Here is a 21,794-nt window from a genome sequence, read left to right as displayed (position 1 = left end):
GGCATCATCCCCGGACAGCAGCGTCGGCAATGGGGCCCGCCGGGGCGACGGTCTGCCGGACCGGTGCGCGCACCAGGTCCACGGCCGCGCCGTTGGCCAGCTGTGGCGGGGACAGGACCGGCAGTCCCGTGGCCGCGTGTGCTTCCTGCGAGGCAAGGGGGCTGGCGGTGACCAGGCCACTCACCAGGCGGACCGGGACCCCCAGTCCCTGCAGGATCGTCACCCCGGCCGCCGCGTCCAGCGCGTTGGCCGCCGCCAGTACGACACCGTGGGCGAATCCGGGCAGGCACTCGGCAAGCGCCCGTGTCTCGGACTGCAGCAGCCCGTCGGCGATCTCCAGGACAACTGCGTCCGCACCGTCGTCGACCAGGGCATCGCGGATGGCGATCATCGTGGTCCGCAGCCGCTCGACCGGATAGCCGAACGTGGAAGACATGCCGAAGTCGAGGAATTCGGCCACGGTGCTGGCGCCCGCGTCGATGTACGTCCAGCGGTCCTTGCCGCTGCCGGAACCGGTGACCTTGCCCGCACCGGCGGCCAGCCCGGCTCGCGTCCAGCCGCACACCATGGCCGACGCCGTCGTGGTCTTGCCCGCGTTCATCGACGAGCCGAGCACGACCAGAGTGCCCCACTCCGGCGCCGTGTGCGGCGAAGGCGTCCGCGCATAGTGTTCCAGCGACAGTGGCGTCCCGGACCGGTCGTTCAGCGTGCCGATCACCTTCAACTCGGTCGGTGGCAGCCGTCGCGTATGCGCCGAGGCGACCGTTCCCACAAGGCCGCCCGCCGTCAGCAGATGAACATTGGGCCCGGTCGGCAGGTAACCCTCGTAGAAGTCCGTGGCATACCGGTTGCCGTATGCACCCACCACAATGTCGCCCCAGTAGAGACGGACGCGCCGACCGTGGACATCCTCCAGATGGTCAAGCTCGCCCAAGTGGGCCACGGTGGCAACCACAAGATCCCCGAGCTGCGGTTCGCGAACCGACCCACCGGGCACGGTCGCGTCCCGGTCGTCGATTCTGCGCGTCACATAGCCCCACTTGGCCCCAGCGAAATCTTTCATCGCAGACCCCTCATCCGTTGCGGATCGGGCCCGTGCCGGCGCCCGAACGGGTAGTCGTCCATTCGATTCGCTCGTAGCTATGATCCGGGCTCCCCGGACCGACCGCATTGTGGTGGTGGCTCCGACGGTGACCGGTGAGGCGAAGGTCCGGGGTGGAAGTCCGCAGGTCACGGAGTTCTCGGCGGGTGCGGTGGTGGGGGTGCTGCCGCGGGTCTACCGGGAAGCTACGACAGCGTGACCGTACGGGGCTTCCCTCCCGAGTGCGGCGGGCGGTGGGCAGCCGCTGCGCGCGTATGGTCTGATCGGGTGGATTTCGCCTGCGCGGGACGCTGTTCGTGATGGATCCGTCACGGAGGGCCAGCCGGACCGCCCCCCAGGACGTCAACCGCCGGTCGCTATCACTCCGGCCGGTACTCGGCCCACGTCTTGGGCGTCTCGGAGACTCTGACTGCGGTCAGCTCCGGAAATCGACCGGCCCAGCGATCGAAGATCCATAGGGCCAGATTCTCTGCCGAAGGTGAGATTCCCCATGACCGACATGGACTACTTCAACAACCGCAGCGGTTGTGCCCGCCCCCTCTACCGCAACGCCGCCTGCACGATGCCCAACGTCACGCCCGGTCTGCTCCCCCTGCTCTCCGGGCGGCTCGACGTGCCGGTCGTCGGAAGATCTGCTGGCCTACATCGCCGCAGTCGCGTCCCACCCGGAGTACACGACCCGGTTCCGGGAAGACCTCGAAGTCCCGGGTACGCGGATCCCCCTCACCGGGACCCCCGTCTGTGGGAGCGGGGCGTTGCCATCGGTCAGCTTGACCTGTGGCTGCACACCTACGGCGAGCGGTACGCCGACGAGAGCGCCGGGAGGCCGTACGGCAGGGTGTTGCTGCCATACGACCGCCCCGGTGCGTGGAGGAGATCCCGGACGACGCGGAAACCATGCCGGAGAAGCTGGCGTACGGCCCTGTGGCACCGGACCTGTGGGTCGGCGCTGGACGGATCAGTCCGGTGCCCCTCACGGTCCGGAAGTACGAAGTGTCCGGAATGAACATTCTCAACAAGTGGTTCGGCTACCGCCGGAGAAAACCCGCCGGCAAGCGACGCCTCGAACTGGACCACGTGGTAGCTCCGTGCTGGCTTCCCGCATGGACCACGGAACTGCTGGAACTGCTGAATGTCCTCGGCCTGCTCGTGCGGAAGGAGCCGGCGCAGCCTGCCCTCTTCGATGAGGTGTGCCCGGGTCCACTGATCACGGTGACGGAGCTGGCCACAGCGGGCATCGGCTCCGGTTCTTGCGGGTCGGCGGTGCGGGGCTCATCGCCAGCGCAGGCGGTTGCCTGTCGTGTTGCGGGCCAGGAACAGGGTGAGGTACGCCTGGGCCGCCATGGCGCCGATGCGGTGCTCTCGGCCGTAGTAGGTGTTCTCCCCGGTGGCGCCGTAGGTGCGGCCGTCCGGGAAGCGGGACATGAGGGTCAGCTGCGCCTCGTTGTGGAGGCGTTCCCACTTCGCCGCGGCCGGGTGGATGCCGGTGTCCTGGCCGGTGAGGGTGACCAGCAGGTCGAAGTTGCCGAAGTAGAAGGGGAAGTGCGTGCCCCAGTCGTTGCCCTCGGGGTAGTGGATCTCCGCCGAGTCGGCGCGGTAGATCGGGGTGGTGCCGCCGTCCGGCAGTGGGAACGGCTTCTCCACCAGGGCGGCGTACGTCCGGTTGATGTTGTGGAGCGCGGCGCGGGGCGCGGGACGGTGCGCCAGGCCGAAGACGAAGCCCTGGTAGAGGCTCTGGTCGAACGCCACCATGTAGAGGGGGTGCAGGCGTGCGTGGTTCTGCAGGGTGCCGTCGTCGGCGATGTTCGTGCCCTGCAGCCAGGTCGACAGCCGGACGCCGTTGATCGTCCTGTTGCCGGTGAGGTCCTGCGGGCAGGCCGCCGCCGCCAGCAGGAGTTCGATGTTGCGGCGCGTCCAGCGGGCGGCGTTGGGGTGGCGCGGCATCATCACCGCGGCCAGGGAGAGCGCGGCCGCGCTCCAGTTGTCCTCCTCCGCCTTGCTGTCGCCGGGCGTGACGACGGTGCCGTCGCGGCGGGTCATGTAGAGCTGGTCACCGCCGGTGCCGATGAGGTGGACGTCGTCTCCGGTGGTCAGCCGGTCGGCCTCCCAGGCCAGCAGGGTGGCCAGGTGGTCCCGCTCGGTGGTGTCCAGCCTTTCCCAGAACAGCCAGCCGGCCAGTGCGGTGTAGTACGCCCACAGCGCGGTCTGCCAGCCGTTGCCCCAGCGCGTCGCGGGGTCCGCGTTGTTCGCCCGGTGCCGGGCGGCGAGGGTGCGGATGAGGTTCCGGGTCCGGATGGTGGCGTTGGCAGCGGACAGCGTCCGCGGGTCGTAGGTGCCGGTGGTCAGCGCGGTGGCGGCGGCCACCGCGGCCATGGCGGGCAGCCGGACGGCCCGCTCGTCGGTGCCCTTGAGATCGATGTAGCCGTCGGGGAGGTACCGCGTGTACGTCCCGGCGTACCAGGGCCCGATCAGATAGCGGGAGCTGCCCGCGAGGATCGCTGTCACCCGACCGCCGGCGGCGTCGGTTCCCGGGTACGACCCGAGGCTCTGCCAGGCGATGGGAGTGACGTCGCTCCCGGAGGCTCCGACTCCGGCTCCGGCGGCATCGGGCACGCCGAGCGCGGCATCGGGCACACTCAGCGTGGCGGCGGCCCCGAGGGCCCCGGCGGCACCCAGGAAGCGGCGGCGGGAGAGCGAGGGAAGAGTGGGCACGGGGCACTCCTGTCGCGGGCCGGATGTCCGAACGCGGTTACAGCATGGCAGCGGCGATTACATGGGGACAAGGGTCCATACCAGTGGGTGCGTATGCCGCCGAGCCGCCAACCTGCTGTGCGGGACGAGGGGTCGGTGGGACCCGTCACCCTCTCTTGCGCCGCCCTCTCCGCCGCGGCCGGCCTGATGCGTTCACACGGGTGCTCCGTCCCGGTCGCGCGTTCCCGGTCATGGCGATCTTCTTGTGGTCATGAGCGACAACGGCGACGGTCGCCTCCCGGACCCGGAACGCGGCGAACTGGACGAGCTGCGGCACCGGCTCCATGCCCTGGAGAAGGGCGGGGCGTCGCGGACCACGGGCCGGCATCCGTTCCGCTCGGTCGGGTCGGTGCTGTTGATCCTTCTCGCCGCACTGCTGTCGCTGCTCTCCGTCGTGGCGGTGTGGGCGAACAGCATCGTGCGGGACACCGACCGTTACGTCGCCACCGTCGGGCCGCTGGCCAAGAACCCCGATGTGCAGAAGGCGGTCACCAACCGGGTCACCAGCGTGGTGCTGGCGCAGATCAACGTGGACGCCCTGGTCAAGGAACTGGCGACCGCCGCTGAGCAGAAGGGCGTCCCGCCCCGGGCGGCGCAGTTGCTGAAGAGCCTGGACGGGCCGATCACCAAGGGGCTCGGGCAGCTGGTCAGTGGCACGGTGGAGCGGGTGGTCACCAGCAGCACCTTCCAGACCGTCTGGGTGAAGGCCAACCGCCGGGCGCACGCCGCTCTCGACAAGGCACTGACCGGGCAGGCCAACAGCGCGGTCTCGCTGAAGAACAACCAGGTCACCATCGACGTGGCCCCGATCGTCGCCAAGGTCAAGGACCGGTTGGTCGGCGCGGGCTTCGGGCCCGCCGCGAAGATCCCCACCGTCCACACGAGCTTCGTCGTGTTCGCGTCGGAGGATGTCGGCAAGATCAAGACCTGGCTGCGTGTGCTGCAGATCCTCGGCGGCTGGCTGCCCGTCATCGCCCTGCTGATCGCCGCCGCCGGGGTGTACGTGGCATTCAACCGCCGGCACGCGCTGATCGGGGTGGCGCTGGCGGTGTTCGTCGCCATGCTGGTCCTCGGGATCGCCCTCACCGTCGCGCGCGACGTCTACCTCAACCACCTGCCTCCCGGTGCGTCCCAGCCCGCTGCCGGAGCCGTGTACGACGCGCTGATCAAGTTCCTGCGCGCCGGTGTACGGGCGCTGGCCGCGGTCGCTCTCTTCACCGCGGTCGGCGCGTTCCTCGCCGGTCCGTCCCGGGTCGCCGTTCTCACCCGTACGGGCTGCCGCAGGAGCATCGCCGCGCTGCGCGACGTGGCGGGGTCGGCAGGCCTTCGACTGGGTCCGGTCGGACGGTTCGTGCACCGCTTCAAGCGCTGGATCGGGGTCGTCATCCTGGTGGTCGCGGCGGTCGTCCTGTTCACCTGGACCTACCCGACCATCGCGGTCGTGGTGTGGACCGCGGTACTCACGCTGGTCGCCTTCGCGATCCGTGAATTCCTGGACGCCGACGCCGGCGCCACCCCGCCCGCCGGTTCGTCGACAGTACGGCGTTGACCCCCAAGGCGGACACACAGGACACGCGCGGGAGCGCGGCATCGACGCGGATCGTCCTGCTGACGCTCGCGGCGGGCCAGTTCCTGATGGCGCTCGACAGCTCCGTCATGAACGTGTCGATCGCGACGGTGGCCGACGACGTGGGCACCACCGTGACCGGGATCCAGGGCGCGATCACCGCGTACACCCTCGTGATGGCGATGCTCATGATCCCCGGCGGCAAGGTGGGCGAGCTGATCGGCCGCAAGCGGGCCTTCATGATCGGCTGTGTCGTCTACGGGTGCGGGTCGCTGACGACGGCGCTCGCCCCGAACCTCCCGGTGCTGCTGGTCGGCTGGGCGTTCCTGGAGGGGGTCGGGGCGTCGCTGATCCTGCCCGCGATCGTGGCGCTCGTCGCCGGGAACTTCACGGTGGAACGCCGGCCCGGCGCGTACGGGCTCGTCGCCGCCGCCGGGGCGGTCGCGATCGCGGTGGGGCCGCTCATCGGGGGTGTGGCGACGACGTACTTCTCCTGGCGCTGGGTCTTCGCCGGTGAAGTGGCGCTCGTGCTCGGCATCCTGGCCCTCGCCCGGCGGGTCGCCGACGCGGCGCCCGGCAGACGTCCGCGCATCGATCTCGTCGGGGTCGCGCTCTCCTCCCTGGGGCTCGGGATCTTCGTGTTCGGCGTGCTGCGCTCGGACCAGTGGGGCTGGTTCCGGCCGAAGCCCGACGGCCCGGTGTGGCTGGGGGTCTCGCCGGTCGTGTGGCTGATGCTGGCGGGGCTCTTCCTGCTGTGGGCCTTCCTCCGCTGGGAGGCGCGGCTCGTCGTACGGGGCAGGGAGCCGCTCGTGGACCCGGCGCTGCTGGAGAACAAGCAGCTCACCGGCGGCCTGACCATGTTCTTCTTCCAGTACCTCGTGCAGATGGGCGTGTTCTTCGTCGTACCGCTCTATCTGTCGGTGGCGCTCGGCCTCTCCGCGCTCGACACCGGCGTGCGCATTCTGCCGCTCTCGGTGACGCTGCTGGCGGCCGCGATCCTGATCCCGCGGCTTCTCCCGGACGTCTCGCCGCGGCGGGTGGTGCGGCTCGGGGTCCTCGCCATGCTCGCGGGGGCGGTGGCGCTGATGGCCGCGCTCGACGCGGACGCGGGCGCGGAGATCGTCACGATTCCGCTGCTGCTCATCGGTCTCGGCATGGGCGCGCTGGCCTCCCAGCTCGGCTCGGTCACCGTGTCCGCGGTGCCGGACGAGCAGAGCGCGGAGGTCGGCGGCGTCCAGAACTCCGTCACCAACCTCGGGGCCTCGATCGGTACGGCCCTCGCCGGGTCGATCCTGATCGCCACGCTGACCACGTCGTTCCTGACCAGCATTGAAGAGAATCCGGCGGTCCCGTCCACGGTCAAGAGCGAGGCGAACGCCCAGCTCCAGAGCGGTGTGCCGTTCCTGTCGGACGCCCAGCTCAAGACCGCGCTCAAGGACGCCGGAGCGAGCCCGGAGGTGACCTCCGCCGCGCTCGACGCGAACGCGGCGGCGCGACTCGACGGGCTGCGCGCCGCACTCGGCGTCCTCGCGCTCAGCGCCCTCGTCGCGCTGTACTTCACGCACCGGATCCCTACGGTCCAGCCCGGTTCGGGCACGCCCGGGTCGGCCGGGCCGTAGCGGCGACACGGCCTCAGGTTCCGGCTGTCGTCAGCCGGTCGGGCGCCGGTCCACGCTGCCGAGCCACAGCACGTCCCGGGCGCGGGTCATGGCCACGAAGAGCTGGCTGCGGAACAGTTCATGACGCTCGCGCTCGGTCTCGGTCTCGGTCCCGGTCATGGTGCCGGTCATGGTCCCGACGGACTCGGGGGTCTCCGTGCCGGGCGTCCGGGGGGCACGGGTAAGGCGCGCGTCGTGGTCGGGGAGGTACACGCGCTTGAACTCCAGCCCCTTCGCACGGCGGTAACTGCCGAGTTTGACGGCGTCGACAGGGTGGCCGTCGTAGTGCTCCAGCAGGCATACGGGGACGCCCGATCGTTCGAGGAGCCGCTGGTAGTGCCCGATGGCGCGCAGGGAAGGGCACAGCACCGCGGTATCGGCGCGGGCCGCGGGCGGCAGGTCGCGCAGGGCCGCCACGAGGGCCTCGTCGTGCTCGGCCTCTGTCGGCTCGGAGACGCGGATCACCTGACCGTCGTGGTACGTGAGGTCGACGTCGCGTCGGCCCGGCGTGCGCAGCCCGTCGATGTCCTCGAAGGAGTCCTCGGCGACGACGGCAAGCGCCGCGTCCAGGATGTCCTTGCTGTTGCGGTAGTTGGTGCGCAGCACCTGTCCGCGGTCGCCGCGGATGTCGATGCCCGCGTCGGACAGGCGGAAACCGCCGGGGTAGACGGCCTGTTGGCCGTCACCGACCAGCAGCAGACCGTTGGGGGCGTCGCCGACGAGAGCCTGCAGCAGCCGCACTCCGACCAGGGTCAGGTCCTGGACCTCGTCCACGATCACCGCCGCGTAGCCCTGTTGCCCGGTACGGCGGCGCGCCTCCGCCAGGGCGAGGAAGAGGACATCGTTGAAGTCGTGCACACCGCGCTCGATCCGGCGCTCCTCGTACGCCTCGTACAGAGCCCACACCGCCTGCCGGTGCGGACGTCGCAGGCTCGCGCGGCGGCGTCGGCGGGGCACCGTGGCGTACTCCTCGAAGGAGGTGATGCCGCGGCCCTTGATGACGTGGTCGATCTCCTCCTGCCAATAGCCCGGGGCCGGGTCGATCTCGGCCAGGGAGCTGCCCCGGCCGACCTTCGTCCAGGCGAGGCTGAAGGCGGTCCGGGCCTTGTCCCCGTGCAGCCGGACCGGCACACCGCAGTCGTGCAGGAACTCCTTGGCCCAGGCGTGCAGGCTGCGGAAGTCGACCCGGCCGGCCACGGCGGGAGACATGGCCTTGAGGAAGGTGGCCTGTACCCGGGGAAGGTTGTTGGCGAAGGTGACGTACAGAATCCGGCCGGTGGTGCGCTGGGCGAGGTAGGCCGCGCGGTGCAGGCCGACGACGGTCTTGCCGGTGCCCGCCGGGCCGCTGATCCGTGCCGGACCGGCCCAGTTGCGGCGTACCAGAGCCACCTGGTCGGGATGGAGAAAGGTCATCCACTGTTCGATCGGAGCCCGCAGCGCTTCTTCCAGGGCCGCCTCGCGCAACCCGTCGAGGTCGAACAGGCCGTCGGACAGCTCCTCTTGAGGGCGGGGGCGGGGGCGGGACGGCGACGGTGCCGCCCGTGTCGCCCCTGTCGCCTCTGTCGCCTCTGTCGCAACGGAGGATGCCTCGTACTCGGGGAAGACCCGCTCCAGGTGGTCCGCGACGGCACGTACGGATTCGGCGCGCAGCCGGTGGCGCTCCGCCAGCAGGGCCGGTCCGACCTCGTGCTCTCCCAGCAGCCGGATCCTGCCCAGTCCGGCATCGACGCGCTGACCGGCGAAAACCATGAGGGGCTGGACCGCGACCGGCGACATGCCCAGGGCCGCCACCGCCGACTCGACGACTTTCGTCACGGCCAGGAGCTTGGCCGTGTGCTCGTGGCGGGGCTCGCCGCCGACGCGGAGGCCTCCGTCCGAAGTCTCCGGCGCGGAACGCCAGTTCTTGACATCGAGGACAAACACACCGCCAGGACCGACCAACAGCATGTCCACGTTGGCCGCCCTCGTCCCCGGCCATCTGCGGTCCACCAGTAATCGCCACCCGCGCGCGGTCAGAACCAACAGCTGGGCGGCGACCCTGCGTTCACCCTCGCCTGCGGCTTCCCATGCGCGGGCCTGCAGCCGGGCCGCCTGCCACTGCTCCCGCAGCAGCCGTTCCTGCAGTCGCGCCTCCTGCGCCCGCCGCGACGCCGATCCACCAGCCGCCATAGCACGCCCCCTCGTACGGAGAGTAGTGATCTTAAGACCATCTGCTATGAACGGACAGGGGGCGTGCCCGCCGAGGGGCGGTCGGTCAAGGGCCGCGTCCGTCACTGCTGCGGCTGCGGCCGGTTCTCGAATGCTGTTGTCGTTGCGGATGCGGATGCGGATGCCGTGTTCCTGGCCAGGTGCAATGCATCTTCGACCGCTCGTGGGATGTCGTCCACGGGGAAGAGTGCGTGCCGCACCGTCCGTTCCCGGTCGAGGACCAGGACGAGCCGTTTGAGGTGCAGCCTGCCCGCCGCGCGGAAGGTGGGCAGACGCAGGGCGGCGGTCAGGCGGTGCTCGGTGTCGGAGAGGAGGGGGTACGGGATCGACTCGGCTCGGGTGACGGATGCCTGCTCGTACGGGGGTTGGGCGCTGACCCCGCGCAGGGCCACGCCCGCGCGGCGGTAGTCGGGCCAGGCGTCGCGGAAGAGCCGGTGCTCCGGGATGGATCCGGCGGGTCGGTGCACCTCGGCGCCGGGGGATGTACCGGGGTACGCGCCGGGGGACGTGAAGAGTACGGTCGCGGCGGCGTCCGGTGCGACGACGGGGTGGTCCGTGCCGTCCGCGGCGGGCAGTTCGAGGCCGGCCGGCAGTCGCGCCCCGGCGGACGCGAGGGCGTGGACGCGGGCTTGCTCCGCGCCGCCCGACCGCTGAGGGCTCGCCGTCGCGGTGGTGCCGCCGTCGCCGAGCACCCAGCGGTCGCCCCACTCCTGCATGGCCACGAGCACCGGGAGCAGGGCCAGTCCCGAGTCGGTGAGCAGGTACTCGTAACGGACCGGACGGCGCTGGTAGAGGCTCCGGCGCAGGACCCCGGAGGCGACCAGCCGGCCTAGGCGCTCGGTCAGGACCTTGCGGGAGAGGCCGAGTTCGGCGGCGAGGGCGTCGAAGCGGACATGACCGCGGGCGATCTCCCGCAGGACCAGGACGTTCCACCAGTCGCCGGTGACGACGGCGGCCTGGGCGATCCCGCAGTGCTCGTCGGCATTGTGCATCCTCATGCACGCATAGTACGTTCCCTTTCGGAACTCACTTTGTTTCGGATTGGAACTTACTGCTGTCTTGTCCCCTGCGCGGGGATCGCACATGAGGAGCAGCACCATGACCACCATCACCCGCGTCACGGCACGCGAGATCATCGACAGCCGCGGCAACCCGACCGTCGAGGTCGATGTCGAGCTGGCGGACGGTTCGACGGGACGCGCCGCCGTGCCCTCCGGGGCCTCCACCGGCGCCCGCGAGGCGGTGGAACTGCGCGACGGGGACCCGGCCCGCTTCCACGGGAAGGGGGTACGGCGGGCCGTCGACGCCGTCAACGACTCCATCGCGGACACCGTCGTGGGTCTTGAGTCGGAGGACCAGGCGGGGGTGGACTCCGCGCTGATCGAGCTGGACGGCACTCCGGACAAGTCGAGACTCGGCGCCAACGCGATCCTGGGCGTGTCCCTCGCGACCGCCAAGGCCGCCGCGCGCGCCCACCGGCTGCCGCTCTACCGCTACGTCGGCGGGGTGGACGCCCGGCTGCTGCCCGTACCGATGATGAACATCATCAACGGCGGCGCGCACGCGGACAATCCGCTGGACTTCCAGGAGTTCATGATCGCTCCGATCGGCGCGGCCACCTTCACCGAGGCCGTACGGATCGGCTCGGAGGTCTTCCACACCCTGCGCCGCGACCTCCTCGCCGCGGGCCACAGCACCGGCGTGGGCGACGAGGGCGGGTTCGCCCCGGCGCTGCGGACCGCGGAGGAGGCGCTGGACTTCGTCGTACGGGCCGTCGAACGCACCGGCTACCAGCCCGGCACCGACATCACCGTCGTCATGGACCCCGCCACGTCCGAGTTCTTCCGCGACGGCGTCTACGACTACACCGGCGAGGGGGTGCGCCGCGACCCGGCCGAGCACGCCGACTACCTGGCCTCGCTCGTCGACCGCTACCCGGTCGCGTCCATCGAGGATCCGATGGCCGAGGACGACCAGGACGGATGGCGGCTGCTCACGTCCCGGCTCGGGGACCGCTGCCAGCTCACCGGTGACGACGTCTTCTGCACCAACGAGACCCTGCTGCGCCAGGGCATCCGCGACGGTGTCGCCAACTCGATCCTGGTGAAGGCCAACCAGATCGGCACCCTCACGGAGACCCTGGCCACCGTCGCCACGGCCCACCGCGCCGGCTACACCGTGGTCATGTCCCACCGCTCCGGCGAGACCGAGGACACCACGATCGCCGATCTCGCCGTGGCCACCGGCTGCGGGCAGATCAAGACCGGCTCGCTCTCCCGCTCGGACCGCACCGCCAAGTACAACCAGCTCATCCGCATCGAGGAGGAACTGGGCGGCCAGGCGCGTTATGCGGGGCGGGAGGCTCTTGGGCTGCGCCGCTGAGGTGGGGCTGTTGATGTGGGGCTGTTGAGGTGGGGCCGGTGAGGCGGGCAGCGCGGCTCAGGGGACGCGGACCGCTCGGGCCAGGAAGTAGGCGTGGGCGTCCTCGTAGCAGTCCAGCCGCCAGCCGCTGCCGTCCAGCATGGGCCGCAGATTGGGTTCGCCCAGGGGGTCGTCGGGGCTCAGCGGGCGGCCGTGGCGGGCGGCGCGTTCGACGCGGCCGGAGGGGTGGAAGAGGAGGAGGGCGCCGCCCTGGGCGGTGACTCGGGCCCATTCGCGCAGGGCGGTGACCGGGTCGGGGAGGTGGTCGAGCAGACCGGCGGTGAAGATCCCGTCCACCGTGCCCGGCGGCAACGGCAGCCGGTAGCAGTCGGCGAGCAGCAGGCCGGCCGGGCCGCAGCGCCCTTCGCGGGCCGCCGCCAGGAGCATGGCCGCGGTGACGTCCACTCCGAGGACCGCACCCTTCTCCCCCACCCCGGCGCGCAGGGCGGGCAGCGCGCGTCCGGTGCCGCAGCCCAGGTCGAGCGCCGTCTGACCGGGGCGCAGGCCCAGGCGGGCGACGGCCTGTTCGTACCTGGGCCCGTCGGCGGCGAAACGTGTCTCCCAGGTGTCGGCCTTCGGCGCGAAGAACGCACGGGTCGCGGTGAGCACCGCCCGCGCGGCCACCAGCACCGCGAACCGCCCCAGCAGCAGGTCCGGGTAGGGAGCCGGCCCGGCCGGGGCACGGGGTGCGGTGAACTCGCCGAGGGGGTCCTTCCCGCCGAGCGTGCCGTCCAGGTGGAACGGCAGCCCCCACGCGGCCCCGCCCACCCGGAACGCCCGCGCCGGGCACCGCTCGCAGGAGGCCAGCGGGACCGCCCCGGCGGGGAGTTCCGGCGCCTCGCCGTGGCGGTGCGGTGCCCGCAGCCGTTCGGGCGCGTCCGCGAAGAGCGGGTCCCCGGCCGCCGCCGGGCTCGTACGGACGTCGCCGCACCCCGCTCGCCCGCCGTGCTCCGCACCGGGCTCCGTACCCTGCTCCGCGCCGGCCGCGCCGCCCGCCGCCACCGCCAGCAGCCGTGCCCCCGAGCCGGCTCCGAGCACCGGGACCTCGGCGGCCAGTGCCGCGCGCAGCAGGGCCAGTTCGGCGTGGTGCGTGGCGGATCCGGAGTCGTGGTGCGCGGCTGCCGGGCCGTCGGTGATCACCAGCGCCTCGACACCGGCCAGGCTCCCCGGCAGCGGATCCCCCGCCGCCACGCGGCACAGCCGCACCCGTAGCCCGGCCGCCGCCAGCGCCTCACCGATCGCGTACGGGCCTTCCTCCCGCCCGTGCTGCACCACCAGTACGGCCACAGCCCTCACCTCAGTCAGCGGAATCCGCAGATACGACTCAGACCAGGGTGGACACGCCGCACGTGCCAGTCAATGACCGCATCACAGGTTGCATACGCGGAATCAGGTCCGCCCGCCGGGATCCGGTACGGAGTGACGCTCCAGCAGCAGCCGCGCCGTCGCCGCCATGGCCTCGTCCACCATCTCCCCCTCGAAGGTCGCAGCCCCCGCCCCGCGCGCCTGGGCCTCCTCCACGGCCGCTATCAGGCGGGCCGCGCGGGCGAGTTCGTCGGGGTGCGGTGAGAACACCTCGTTGATCACGGGGACGTGGGAGGGGTGGATCGCCATCATCCCGGTGTAGCCGAGGGAACGGTTCTGTTCGGCGAAGGAGCGGAGCCCTTCGAGGTCGCCGATACGGGTCCACAGTCCGGCGACAGGATGGAGGGCGCCCGCGGCCCGTACGTCCAACAGGACGCGGGAGCGCAGCGCGTGGGTCTCGGCCCCCTGCGGGCTCCACCGGTAGCCGACGGCGCGCTCGACGTCGCCGCCCGCGCCGGTGATCGCGCCCGGGTACGCGACGCGGGCGGCCGCCGCCGCGCAGTCGTGGGCGTCACGCAGCCCGCGGGCCGTTTCCAGGAGGGGTACGAGGGCGATGGCACCCGGCGCCAAGCCCTGCTCGCGCTCGCACCAGGCGAGCAGCCGGTCCGCGAACCGTACGTCGTGGGCCCCGTCCACCTTGGGCAGCACGATCCCGCTGAGCCCGGGGCGGGCGACCGCGCGCAGTTCCTCGGCCGCCGCCCAGCCGTCGAGCGGGTTGACCCGGACGAGGAGCGCCGGCCCGCCGGGGTCGGCGGCGGCGCCCGCGACGGCCTCGGCCACCTGGTCACGGGCGGACGCCTTGCCGTCGCGCGGCACCGCGTCCTCCAGGTCGAGGATCACGGCGTCGGCACCCGCCGCCCGCGCCTTCGGCAGCCAGTCCGTCCGGGTGCCCGGCACGAAGAGGAGGGAGCGCAGCGGGGGCCTAAGGACGGAAGCCGGGGCGGGGGCGGACGGCCACGCCGACACGGGCGGCCGTGCCGAACCCGGCTGCGGAGCCGACCCCGGCGTACGGGCCGACCCGGGCGGCGGGCCCGGCACGGGCGGCGGGCCCGGCACGGGTGGCAGGCCCGACCCGGGCGGCGGGCCGGGCTCGGACGACAGGCCCGGCATGGGCGGCAGGCCGGCCGACGCGTGGGACGCGCGGGGGCCGGACGCGAGGGGATCAGACGACATCGCTGTCCTCCAGCGCCGCGAGTTCCTCCTCGCCGAGGCCGAGCCACTCGCGGTAGACGAGGTGGTTGTCCTGCCCGAGCGCCGGCCCGGTCCGCCAGACGTGTCCCGGCCGCTGCCGGAAGTGCGGGATCACCGCCTGCATCCGTACCGCGCCGAGGTCCGCGTCCTCGACGGTGACGATGTCCTCGCGCTCGGCGTAGACCGGGTCGGCGGCGATGTCCGCCGCGCTGAGCACCGGGGAGGCCACCACGTCCGTACGGGCGAAGGCGTCCAGGCACTCGGCGGTGGTGCGCTCCGCCACCCAGGCCCGCAGGGCGTCGTCGAGCCGTTCACGCCCGGCGTGCTGCTGCTCCACCGTGGCGAACTCGTCCTCGTCCAGCCCGAGCAGCCGGGCGATGTTGCGTACGGAACGCAGCGTCGCGGAGGTGACCGTGATCCATTCGCCGTCGCGGGACGCGTAGGTGTTGATCACCGCCGCGGGGGCGACGGCCAGTTGGTTGCCGGAGCGCTCCGGTACGGAGCCCAACTGGTCGTGGACGATGACCTGCCACTCGACCAGCCGGAACAGCGGCTCGAAGAGGGCGAGGTCGATCCACTCGCCGTCGAAGTCGGGGTCGTGGTCGCGGCGGTGCAGGGCGGCGAGGACGGCGTACGCGCCCATCAGCCCGGTCACCGCGTCGCCGTGCGAGAAGCCGGTGTGCACGGGCGGGCTGTCCGGGAACCCGGTCAGATGCACCACCCCGCTGCGCGCCTCGCCGACCTTGCCGAAGCCGGGCGCGTCGGCCCGGGAGGAGGTCGCGCCGAAGCCGGATATCTGGAGCAGCACGGCCTTCGGGTTGATCCGGTGCACGGCCTCCCAGTCGAGGCCCCACGCGCGCAGCCGGCCGGCCCGCAGGGTGACGATGACGACGTCCGCCCAGGCCACGAGGCGGTGGGCGAGCTCCCGGCCGGCCTCGTGGTGCAGGTCGAGGGTGACCGAACGCTTGTTGCGCCCGGCGACCTTGAACCACAGCGGGTGGCCGTCCTTCCTCGGTCCCATCCCGCGCGCCGCGTCGCCCGTGCCCGGCGGTTCCACGTGCACCACGTCGGCGCCCTGGTCGGCGAGCATGGAGCCGGCCAGCGGACCGGCCACCACATGAGCGAACTCGACCACCTTCAGCCCGCGCAACTGCCCACGACCGCCGCCGGTTTCCGGATCCGTGCTCGACTCTGTGCTCGACACCACCGTGCTCCCTCGCCGATTCCGTCGTTCGCCGCGCCGTGGCGCGACACCGGTGTCTTCAGCGTGCCGACGCGAGGAAATGCCTGTCCAGCAAGAAACATCCATCAATCCATGCGCTTTCCGCATGAGTTGGTGGGACACGGCCCGAGGGGTCCCCGCCTCAGGCCCAGGAGACCCCGGGCGGCAGGTCGCGCCGCTGGGCGCGCAGCTCCTCCAGCGTCTCCAGGAACCGCTGCGCCGCAAGCGGCAGGGGGCGGCGCGTCCGCAGGGCGATGTCCAGGCGGCGGTCGACCACGGGGTCCACGAGCGGCCGGTGGACCACCGGTCCGGTGCCCAGGAGCGGCAGCACGAGGGCGGGCATCGCGGACACCCCGAGGCCGGCCGCCACGAGCCCGCCCACTGTCGCCACGTTCCCGGCCTCGGTGGCCGGTGCCGCCCGCGCGTCGACCTGGGCGAAGGCCGCGTCGGTGAGCCTCCGTACGCTCGAATCCCGCCCCACCGCGAGGAACGGCTCACGGGCCAGGTCCTCCCAGGAGACCACCGGCCGGCCGGTCAGGGGATGGTCCTGCGGCAGCACCGCGACGAACCGGTCGCGGACCAGCGGGCGGTGCTCCAGCTGCCCCGACGGCTCGCCCGTCGTGATCGCGAAGTCGGCGTCCCCCGACAGGACCCGGCCCAGCACGGACCGCTCCAGCCCGTCCATGATCTGCAGCGTCACCTGGGGCCGCTGCCTGCGGAACGCGGAGATCACCCGGGGCAGCAGTACCGCGGCCACCGAGGGGAGGGTCGCCACCGCGACCGTGCCCGACTCGCCGAGCAGGAACCGCTCCAGCTCCTTCATCCCGGAGCGGTGCGCGTTCACGATCTGCTCGGCTATCCGCAGGGTCTCCACCCCCGCGGCGGTCAACCGGACGTTCCGCGTGTCGCGTTCGAGGAGCTGTGCGCCGAGCTGCCGCTCCAGGTCCGCGACCGCGCGGCTGAGCGACGACTGCGATACGTGGAGCTGAGCGGCGGCGGCCGTGAAGCTCGCCGCCCGGGCCACGGCCGCGTAGGCCGCCAGTTGACGCAGGGTGCTCTCCATGGCGAGCGAGTGTAGGCACAGGTCCGGCACATTGATGCGCAGATCGCATGGACAGATCTCGGTTTGATGCTGGACGCCGATCTGTCGCCGCTCCGAAACTCGTCCGCAACGCGGGGCGCCGCTCACCGGACGCCCGGCGGTCCCCCGCCGTGCGCCGTATACGAGAAAGTGAGCATCACCCGTGCTGGCAGCTCTGGGGTTTTCCACGATCGGTCTGTTCCTGCTGCTCACCATGACGAAGCGCGTCTCCGTCCTGGTGGCGCTGGTGCTGCTCCCGGTACTGGCCGCGCTCGTCGGCGGCTTCGCGGGCGGCATGGGCGAGATGATCCTCGCCGGTCTCACCACGGTGGCACCGACCGGCATCATGATCGCCTTCGCGGTCCTCTACTTCTCCCTGATGGTCGACGCCGGCCTCTTCGACCCTCTGATACGCCAGATACTGCGCGCCACCCGCAACGACCCGGCGCGGGTGGCCGTCGGTACGGCCGTGCTCACGATGTGCGTGGCCCTGGACGGGGACGGTGCCTCCACCTTCCTCATCACCGTCTCCGCGCTGCTGCCCGTCTACAAGCGGCTGGGGATGAGCCCGCTGGTGCTGTCCGGCACGGTCTGTCTCGGCGCGGGCGTGATGAACATGCTCCCCTGGGGCGGTCCGACGGTCCGGGCCATGACGGCGCTGAAGCTGGACAGTTCGGAGGTGTTCACGCCCGTCCTGCCCGCGATGGCCTGCGGGATCGCCTGGGTCCTGGCCGCGTCGTACTGGATCGGCCGCCGCGAGCGCCGCCGGCTCGGCGCGCTGACGGCGCCGGGCGAGCGGAACGCGGAGCGGCCGGCCGACCAGGAAGTGGAGACCCCGCAGGCGAAGACCCCGCAGGTGAAGTCCCCGCAAGCGGAGACCTCGCAAGCGGAGACCTCGCAGGTGGAGACCTCGCAGGCGGAGACTCCGCGCGCGGCGGCGCCGGTCTGGCTCACCGCCTTCAACGCCCTGCTGACGCTCGTGCTGCTGGTCGCGCTCGTCATGGAGGTCATGCCCCTGCCGGTGCTGTTCGCGCTCGCCTTCGCCCTCGCCCTCTTCGTCAACCGCCCCACGTGGGAGGGGCAGCAGGCGCTGCTGGAGAAGCACGCCAAGAGCGTGGTGCTCGTCACCACGATGATCTTCGCCGCCGGTGTCTTCACCGGAGTGCTGACGGGGACCAAGATGATCTCCGAGATGGCCGAGGCGCTCGTCTCCGTCGTCCCCGACTCCCTCGGCGGCCATCTGCCGCCCCTGGTCGCCATCACCGGGATGCCGCTGAGCCTGGCCTTCACGCCGGACGCGTACTACTTCGGTGTCCTGCCCGTGCTGTCGCACACCGCCGCCGGCTTCGGCACCGACCAGGCCGAGATCGCCCGGGCCGCCATTCTCGGCCAGATGACGACCGGCTTCCCGCTGAGCCCGCTCACCGCCTCCACCTTCATCCTCGTCGGCATGAGCGGTGTGCAGCTCGGGGAGCACCAGCGCTTCATCTTCCGCTGGGCCTTCGGCACCACCCTCGTGATGACCGTCGCGGCCCTGCTCACCGGGGCCATCTCGCTCTGATACGGGCCGGTTCCGCCGCCCCTGGGCCGCTCGTTCGGATCAGGCAACGGCAGACCCCGGACCCCGCTCGCCCTCCCCTGAAGGAGACCCCGCGCATGCACCCCTCCACCAGCGGCCCGCAGCCCCCTCGGCCCGTACGGCGCCGGACCGTCTGCGCCCTCGGTACGGCCACGGCACTCACCGCGGCCCTCACCCCCTCCGCCGCCTTCGCCTCCGCCCCCGCCGCAGCCGCGCCCGTCCCGGCCGACCCCTTCTTCTCGTACACCCGCCCCGCCGTCCACGGCGTGGTGCGCCAGGACGTACGCGTGCCGCTGCGCGACGGCGGATACCTGGCGGGCCAGCTCTACCGGCCCGGCGACGCCTCCGGCCGCCCCGTGCCCGGCGTCTTCCCGGGCATCGTGTACGAGTACACCGCCTACGCCGCGAACCTGGAGGCGTTCGGGGACGGCGCCTCCTTCTTCGTCCGCCGCGGGTACAACGCGCTGGTCTGCCAAGTCCGCGGGTCGGGGGCGTCCCCCGGCACGGTCGACCCGTTCGGCCCGCAGGAGCAGCGGGACAACTACGACGTCATCGAGTGGCTGGCCCGGCACCCCGCCTCCACCGGCCGCATCGGACAGATGGGCGTCAGCTACGGCGGGCACACCACCCTGCTCGCCACGGTGAACCGGCCGCCGCACCTCAAGGCCGTCATCCCGATGAACGGCATCAGCGACTGGTACGAGAACACCATCTACCGCGGCGGCATCTACTCGGCCCGCATCCGCGACTGGCAGCAGGCGACCGCGCCCGACACCCTCCGCACCTACGCCGCCCACCCGCTGTACGACGACTTCTGGCGCGACCGCAGCGTGATGTCCCGCTGGGACGCGCTCACCGTGCCCACCCTGGAGATCAACGGCTGGTACGACCGGTACCGGGACGGCATGGTGAAGAACCACCTCGCCCAGCCCGAGCACGTATGGCTGGTGTCGGGGCCGTGGGAGCACGGCTACCCCGAGGGCCAGTACGCCGGCATCGGCCCCGGCGCCTACCTCGCCTGGTGGGACCACTGGCTGGCACGGGACCGGCGCGCCCCCCTGCCCGCCGCGCGCGTCACCTCGTACGAGGTGCCCGGCCCTGGGGCGGGCGGCGGCTGGCAGCGGTTCGCCCGGTGGCCGCCGCCGGACGCCGGGGACCTGACGCTCCGGCTGCGTCCCGACGGCTCCCTGCGCTCGGCGCCCGGGCGCGCCGCGGTGTCCGCCTTCGACGTCAACACGGGGACCGCGCCTCCGGCGGAGCACCAGCAGCTCCGCTTCTCCACACCGGTGCTGCGCCGCGACCACGTCCTCGCGGGCGATGCCACGGCCCGCGTCCGCGCCTCCTTCACCGCCGCCGACGGCAACATCGCGGCGGTGCTCTTCGACCAGGCGCCGGACGGGACCGCCACGAGGATCACCTCGGGGTGGCTCAAGGCGAGCCACCGGCACGGCCATACGAAGCTCTCGCGCGTGCACCCGGGCACGTACTACGACCTGGACATCCACCTCTGGCCCACGCACCACCGGCTCTCGGCGGGCCACCGGCTGGTGCTGCGCGTCTCCAGCGACGACCACCCGGAGATCGACTCCGACGCCCCGGCGGGCCGCGTACGTCTGCGGGTCGGCGCGGCCGGCTCGGCGCTGCGCCTCACGGTACGGAACCCCCGGGCGGCCGCCTCACCCTGACCGGCGGTGGCCCCCTGACTGTCGTACGCCCGCGTCAGCCCGCCTTCGCCTGCGCCGAGATCCCGCCGTCGACGGGCATCGCCGTACCCGTGACGAACGAGGAGCGGTCGCTGCACAGCCAGACCGCGGCCTCCGCGATCTCGCGCGGCTCCGCCATGCGCTTCTGGATCTGCGGGGCGATGAACGCCTGCTCCAGCGCCGGGACCTGGCGTACCGCCCCGTCGATCATCTCGCTGCGCGTGGTGCCGACGACCAGCGCGTTGACCCGTATGCCCTGTTCCCCGTACTCGGCCGCGGCGGCCCGCGTGATGCCGAGGATCGCGTGCTTGGAGGCGACGTACGGCACGGAGGCGCCGGTGGCGTAACGGCCCGCCGTACTGCTGGTGTTGACGATGGAGCCGCCCCTGCCCGAGGCCAGCATCACCGGCAGTTGATGCTTCATGCAGTTCCAGACGCCGCGCACATTGACGTCCATCGTGCGGTCGAACACCTCGTCGTCCGTCTCGTGCAGGGACGCTTCGATGGTGGCGTAACCGGCGTTGTTGAAGGCGCAGTCGAGGCGGCCGAACCGTTCCACGGCCGCCTCGACCACCCGCCGCACGTCGCCCGGGTCGGTGACATCGCCGGGAACGGCCAGTGCGCGGCCGCCCGCCGCGGCGATCTCCTCCGCCAGCGCCTCCAGCCGGTCGGCGCGGCGCGCCGTCAGGACGACCGCCGCGCCCTCCCGCGCGAAGAGCGCGGCGGCAGCCGCGCCGATCCCGCTGGACGCTCCCGTGATCATCGCGACCCGGCCCGTCAGCAGGCCCTGGCCGTACTCCTGTGTGCTCTCCCGTTCGGTCATCGCCCGAGCATATGAGCCGGTCGACCGACGATGGGGTCATCGCGGCAATCCGTCAACGCACCAACGATTGTGGGGCTTTGCTTCCTATGCTGACCGTATGATCAATGTGCCTCTCTCCGCACTGGAAGTCGCGATGGTCCAGGCCGGTGTCGACCCCGCGGCCACCCTGCGCGACACCGCCGCCTTCGCCGGACACCTCGATCGCCTCGGTTACCGCAGACTCTGGTACGCCGAACACCACCATTCCCCCGCGATCGGCGCCTTCCCGCCGGTCGTGCTCACCGCGCACGCCGCCGCGTCGACCTCGTCGATCCGCCTCGGCTCCGGCGGGGTCATGGCGCCCAACCACACGCCGCTCATGCTGGCGGAGCAGTTCGGCACACTGGCCGCGCTCCACCCCGACCGCATCGACCTGGGGATCGGCCGGGGCCCCGGGGTGCTGGACGAGACGGTGGCGCGGGCGCTGCGCCGGGGGGCCGGCCCGATCACCGACGCCGAGTACCGGGCCGACGTGGCTTCGACGCTGCGTCTGCTGGTGGAGGAGATGGCGCTCGGCCCCCTCCCCGAACCGTGGCTGCTCGCCTCCAGCACCGCCGGCGGCGCGCTCGCCGCCGAACTGGGCCTGCCGATCGCCCTCGCCCACCACATCCGCCCCGACCACACGCCGGCCGCACTGGAGCGCTACCGCGCGGACTTCACCCCGTCCCGCTGGTGCGCGGAGCCCCGGGTGCTGATCTGCGTGGAGACGGTGTGCGCGGAGACGCGGGAGGAGGCCGAACGGCTGGGCGGGCCGATGAACGTGGTGAAGGCGGGGCTGCTGCAAGGAGTGAGCGACATTCCCTTCCCCACACCCGCCGACGCGGCGGCGCACACCTTCACGCCGCAGGAGAGCCGCGCCTTGCGGGCGTTCCGGGCGCAACAGGCCGTCGGCACACCCGAGACGGTCGCGGGCCGCCTGACGGAGCTGGCCGAGGCGACCGGAGCGGACGAACTGATGCTGGTCACGCCCGTGTACGCGCTCGCCGACCGCGTACGCTCCTACGAACTGGTCAGGGAACAGGCCGGCGCAGCACACCCGTAACCCACAGCCGCTCGCGGAGATCCGGCCAAGGGAGCGGCGGGC

At 72.1% G+C, this 21,794-nt stretch carries 15 protein-coding genes and 3 pseudogenes; 8 read left to right on the top strand and 10 right to left on the bottom strand.

The window, feature by feature from the left end:
• Positions 1 to 4: 4 nt before the first annotated feature.
• Both ACFTZC_RS28020 and ACFTZC_RS28015 read right to left on the bottom strand, forming a co-directional pair.
• Entirely contained in the window at positions 5 to 1,063 is a 1,059-nt protein-coding gene (locus ACFTZC_RS28020; protein ID WP_382894336.1) for a DUF1611 domain-containing protein, read from the bottom strand.
• A 398-nt stretch (positions 1,064 to 1,461) separates the two neighbouring features.
• Positions 1,462 to 1,587, bottom strand: a pseudogene (locus ACFTZC_RS28015) (6-pyruvoyl tetrahydropterin synthase family protein); the annotation flags it as partial.
• A 42-nt stretch (positions 1,588 to 1,629) separates the two neighbouring features.
• Here ACFTZC_RS28015 and ACFTZC_RS28010 point away from each other — a divergent pair.
• Positions 1,630 to 1,824: pseudogene (locus ACFTZC_RS28010) on the top strand (type ISP restriction/modification enzyme); the annotation flags it as partial.
• Between the two features lie 55 nt (positions 1,825 to 1,879).
• Positions 1,880 to 2,218, top strand: a pseudogene (locus tag ACFTZC_RS28005) (type ISP restriction/modification enzyme); the annotation flags it as partial.
• A gap of 156 nt (positions 2,219 to 2,374) precedes the next feature.
• Here ACFTZC_RS28005 and ACFTZC_RS28000 read toward each other — a convergent pair.
• A complete protein-coding gene (locus tag ACFTZC_RS28000) occupies positions 2,375 to 3,814 on the bottom strand; it encodes a hypothetical protein (protein WP_382894334.1) in 1,440 nt (479 codons plus the stop codon).
• 250 nt (positions 3,815 to 4,064) lie between these two features.
• Between ACFTZC_RS28000 and ACFTZC_RS27995 the strand changes: the two genes are divergently transcribed.
• A complete protein-coding gene (locus ACFTZC_RS27995) occupies positions 4,065 to 5,402 on the top strand; it encodes a hypothetical protein (RefSeq protein WP_382894333.1) in 1,338 nt (445 codons plus the stop codon).
• A complete protein-coding gene (locus ACFTZC_RS27990; protein WP_382894331.1) occupies positions 5,399 to 7,039 on the top strand; it encodes an MFS transporter in 1,641 nt (546 codons plus the stop codon). Before ACFTZC_RS27995 ends, ACFTZC_RS27990 begins: the two co-directional genes overlap by 4 nt.
• 30 nt (positions 7,040 to 7,069) lie before the next feature.
• Here the strand turns inward: ACFTZC_RS27990 and ACFTZC_RS27985 are convergent, their stop codons facing one another.
• Positions 7,070 to 9,247: a UvrD-helicase domain-containing protein gene (locus ACFTZC_RS27985; protein ID WP_382894329.1), complete on the bottom strand. Its 2,178-nt coding sequence runs from the start codon at positions 9,245 to 9,247 to the stop codon at positions 7,070 to 7,072.
• A gap of 101 nt (positions 9,248 to 9,348) precedes the next feature.
• Complete coding sequence (locus tag ACFTZC_RS27980; RefSeq protein ID WP_382894327.1) at positions 9,349 to 10,284, bottom strand: winged helix-turn-helix transcriptional regulator; 936 nt, start codon at positions 10,282 to 10,284, stop codon at positions 9,349 to 9,351.
• A gap of 100 nt (positions 10,285 to 10,384) precedes the next feature.
• Between ACFTZC_RS27980 and eno the strand changes: the two genes are divergently transcribed.
• Positions 10,385 to 11,668 (top strand): phosphopyruvate hydratase, encoded by a 1,284-nt coding sequence (gene eno / locus ACFTZC_RS27975; protein ID WP_382894325.1) that lies wholly within the window; start codon positions 10,385 to 10,387, stop codon positions 11,666 to 11,668.
• Between the two features lie 57 nt (positions 11,669 to 11,725).
• Here eno and ACFTZC_RS27970 read toward each other — a convergent pair whose 3' ends face one another.
• The 4 genes from ACFTZC_RS27970 to ACFTZC_RS27955 form a co-directional block, all read right to left on the bottom strand.
• The gene (locus ACFTZC_RS27970; protein ID WP_382894323.1) at positions 11,726 to 12,994 is read right to left on the bottom strand and encodes a methyltransferase domain-containing protein; all 1,269 of its coding nucleotides are present in this window, start codon (positions 12,992 to 12,994) and stop codon (positions 11,726 to 11,728) included.
• 102 nt (positions 12,995 to 13,096) lie between these two features.
• The gene (locus tag ACFTZC_RS27965; protein ID WP_382894369.1) at positions 13,097 to 14,038 is read right to left on the bottom strand and encodes an HpcH/HpaI aldolase/citrate lyase family protein; all 942 of its coding nucleotides are present in this window, start codon (positions 14,036 to 14,038) and stop codon (positions 13,097 to 13,099) included.
• Positions 14,039 to 14,234: 196 nt separating this feature from the next.
• Positions 14,235 to 15,467, bottom strand: a complete 1,233-nt coding sequence (locus tag ACFTZC_RS27960; RefSeq protein ID WP_382894321.1) for a CaiB/BaiF CoA transferase family protein — start codon at positions 15,465 to 15,467, stop codon at positions 14,235 to 14,237.
• 160 nt (positions 15,468 to 15,627) lie between these two features.
• On the bottom strand, positions 15,628 to 16,548 hold the full coding sequence (locus ACFTZC_RS27955; RefSeq protein ID WP_382894319.1) for a LysR family transcriptional regulator: 921 nt from the start codon (positions 16,546 to 16,548) through the stop codon (positions 15,628 to 15,630).
• Between the two features lie 181 nt (positions 16,549 to 16,729).
• Between ACFTZC_RS27955 and ACFTZC_RS27950 the strand changes: the two genes are divergently transcribed.
• Together ACFTZC_RS27950 and ACFTZC_RS27945 are read left to right on the top strand one after the other, a co-directional pair.
• The gene (locus tag ACFTZC_RS27950; protein WP_382894317.1) at positions 16,730 to 18,127 is read left to right on the top strand and encodes a CitMHS family transporter; all 1,398 of its coding nucleotides are present in this window, start codon (positions 16,730 to 16,732) and stop codon (positions 18,125 to 18,127) included.
• Positions 18,128 to 18,222: 95 nt separating this feature from the next.
• Positions 18,223 to 19,830 carry a CocE/NonD family hydrolase gene (locus ACFTZC_RS27945; RefSeq protein ID WP_382894316.1) on the top strand — a complete coding sequence of 536 codons (1,608 nt, stop codon included), beginning with the start codon at positions 18,223 to 18,225 and terminating at the stop codon, positions 19,828 to 19,830.
• Positions 19,831 to 19,864: 34 nt separating this feature from the next.
• On the opposite strand, the gene ACFTZC_RS27940 is transcribed toward ACFTZC_RS27945, so the two are convergent.
• Positions 19,865 to 20,671, bottom strand: a complete 807-nt coding sequence (locus tag ACFTZC_RS27940) for an SDR family NAD(P)-dependent oxidoreductase (RefSeq protein WP_382894314.1) — start codon at positions 20,669 to 20,671, stop codon at positions 19,865 to 19,867.
• Between the two features lie 97 nt (positions 20,672 to 20,768).
• On the opposite strand from ACFTZC_RS27940, the gene ACFTZC_RS27935 reads away from it, so the two are divergent.
• The gene (locus tag ACFTZC_RS27935) at positions 20,769 to 21,752 is read left to right on the top strand and encodes an LLM class flavin-dependent oxidoreductase (RefSeq protein ID WP_382894312.1); all 984 of its coding nucleotides are present in this window, start codon (positions 20,769 to 20,771) and stop codon (positions 21,750 to 21,752) included.
• Positions 21,753 to 21,794: the final 42 nt, after the last annotated feature.

This window comes from Streptomyces sp. NPDC056987, assembly GCF_042673865.1.
In the GTDB taxonomy this organism is placed as follows: Bacteria; Actinomycetota; Actinomycetes; order Streptomycetales; family Streptomycetaceae; genus Streptomyces.
The sequence above is the reverse complement of the archived record's forward strand: the minus strand, read 5'-3'. Positions and strand labels throughout refer to the sequence as shown.

Bases quoted from the DNA above. Each gene is read 5' to 3' on its own strand.
- ACFTZC_RS28020 (WP_382894336.1), bottom strand. From the start codon at position 1,063: ATGAAAGATTTCGCTGGGGCCAAGTGGGGCTATGTGACGCGCAGAATC.
- ACFTZC_RS27995 (WP_382894333.1), top strand. From the start codon at position 4,065: ATGAGCGACAACGGCGACGGTCGCCTCCCGGACCCGGAACGCGGCGAA.
- ACFTZC_RS27985 (WP_382894329.1), bottom strand. From the start codon at position 9,247: ATGGCGGCTGGTGGATCGGCGTCGCGGCGGGCGCAGGAGGCGCGACTG.
- ACFTZC_RS27980 (WP_382894327.1), bottom strand. From the start codon at position 10,284: ATGAGGATGCACAATGCCGACGAGCACTGCGGGATCGCCCAGGCCGCC.
- eno (WP_382894325.1), top strand. From the start codon at position 10,385: ATGACCACCATCACCCGCGTCACGGCACGCGAGATCATCGACAGCCGC.
- ACFTZC_RS27955 (WP_382894319.1), bottom strand. From the start codon at position 16,548: ATGGAGAGCACCCTGCGTCAACTGGCGGCCTACGCGGCCGTGGCCCGG.
- ACFTZC_RS27945 (WP_382894316.1), top strand. From the start codon at position 18,223: ATGCACCCCTCCACCAGCGGCCCGCAGCCCCCTCGGCCCGTACGGCGC.
- ACFTZC_RS27940 (WP_382894314.1), bottom strand. From the start codon at position 20,671: ATGACCGAACGGGAGAGCACACAGGAGTACGGCCAGGGCCTGCTGACG.
- ACFTZC_RS27935 (WP_382894312.1), top strand. From the start codon at position 20,769: ATGATCAATGTGCCTCTCTCCGCACTGGAAGTCGCGATGGTCCAGGCC.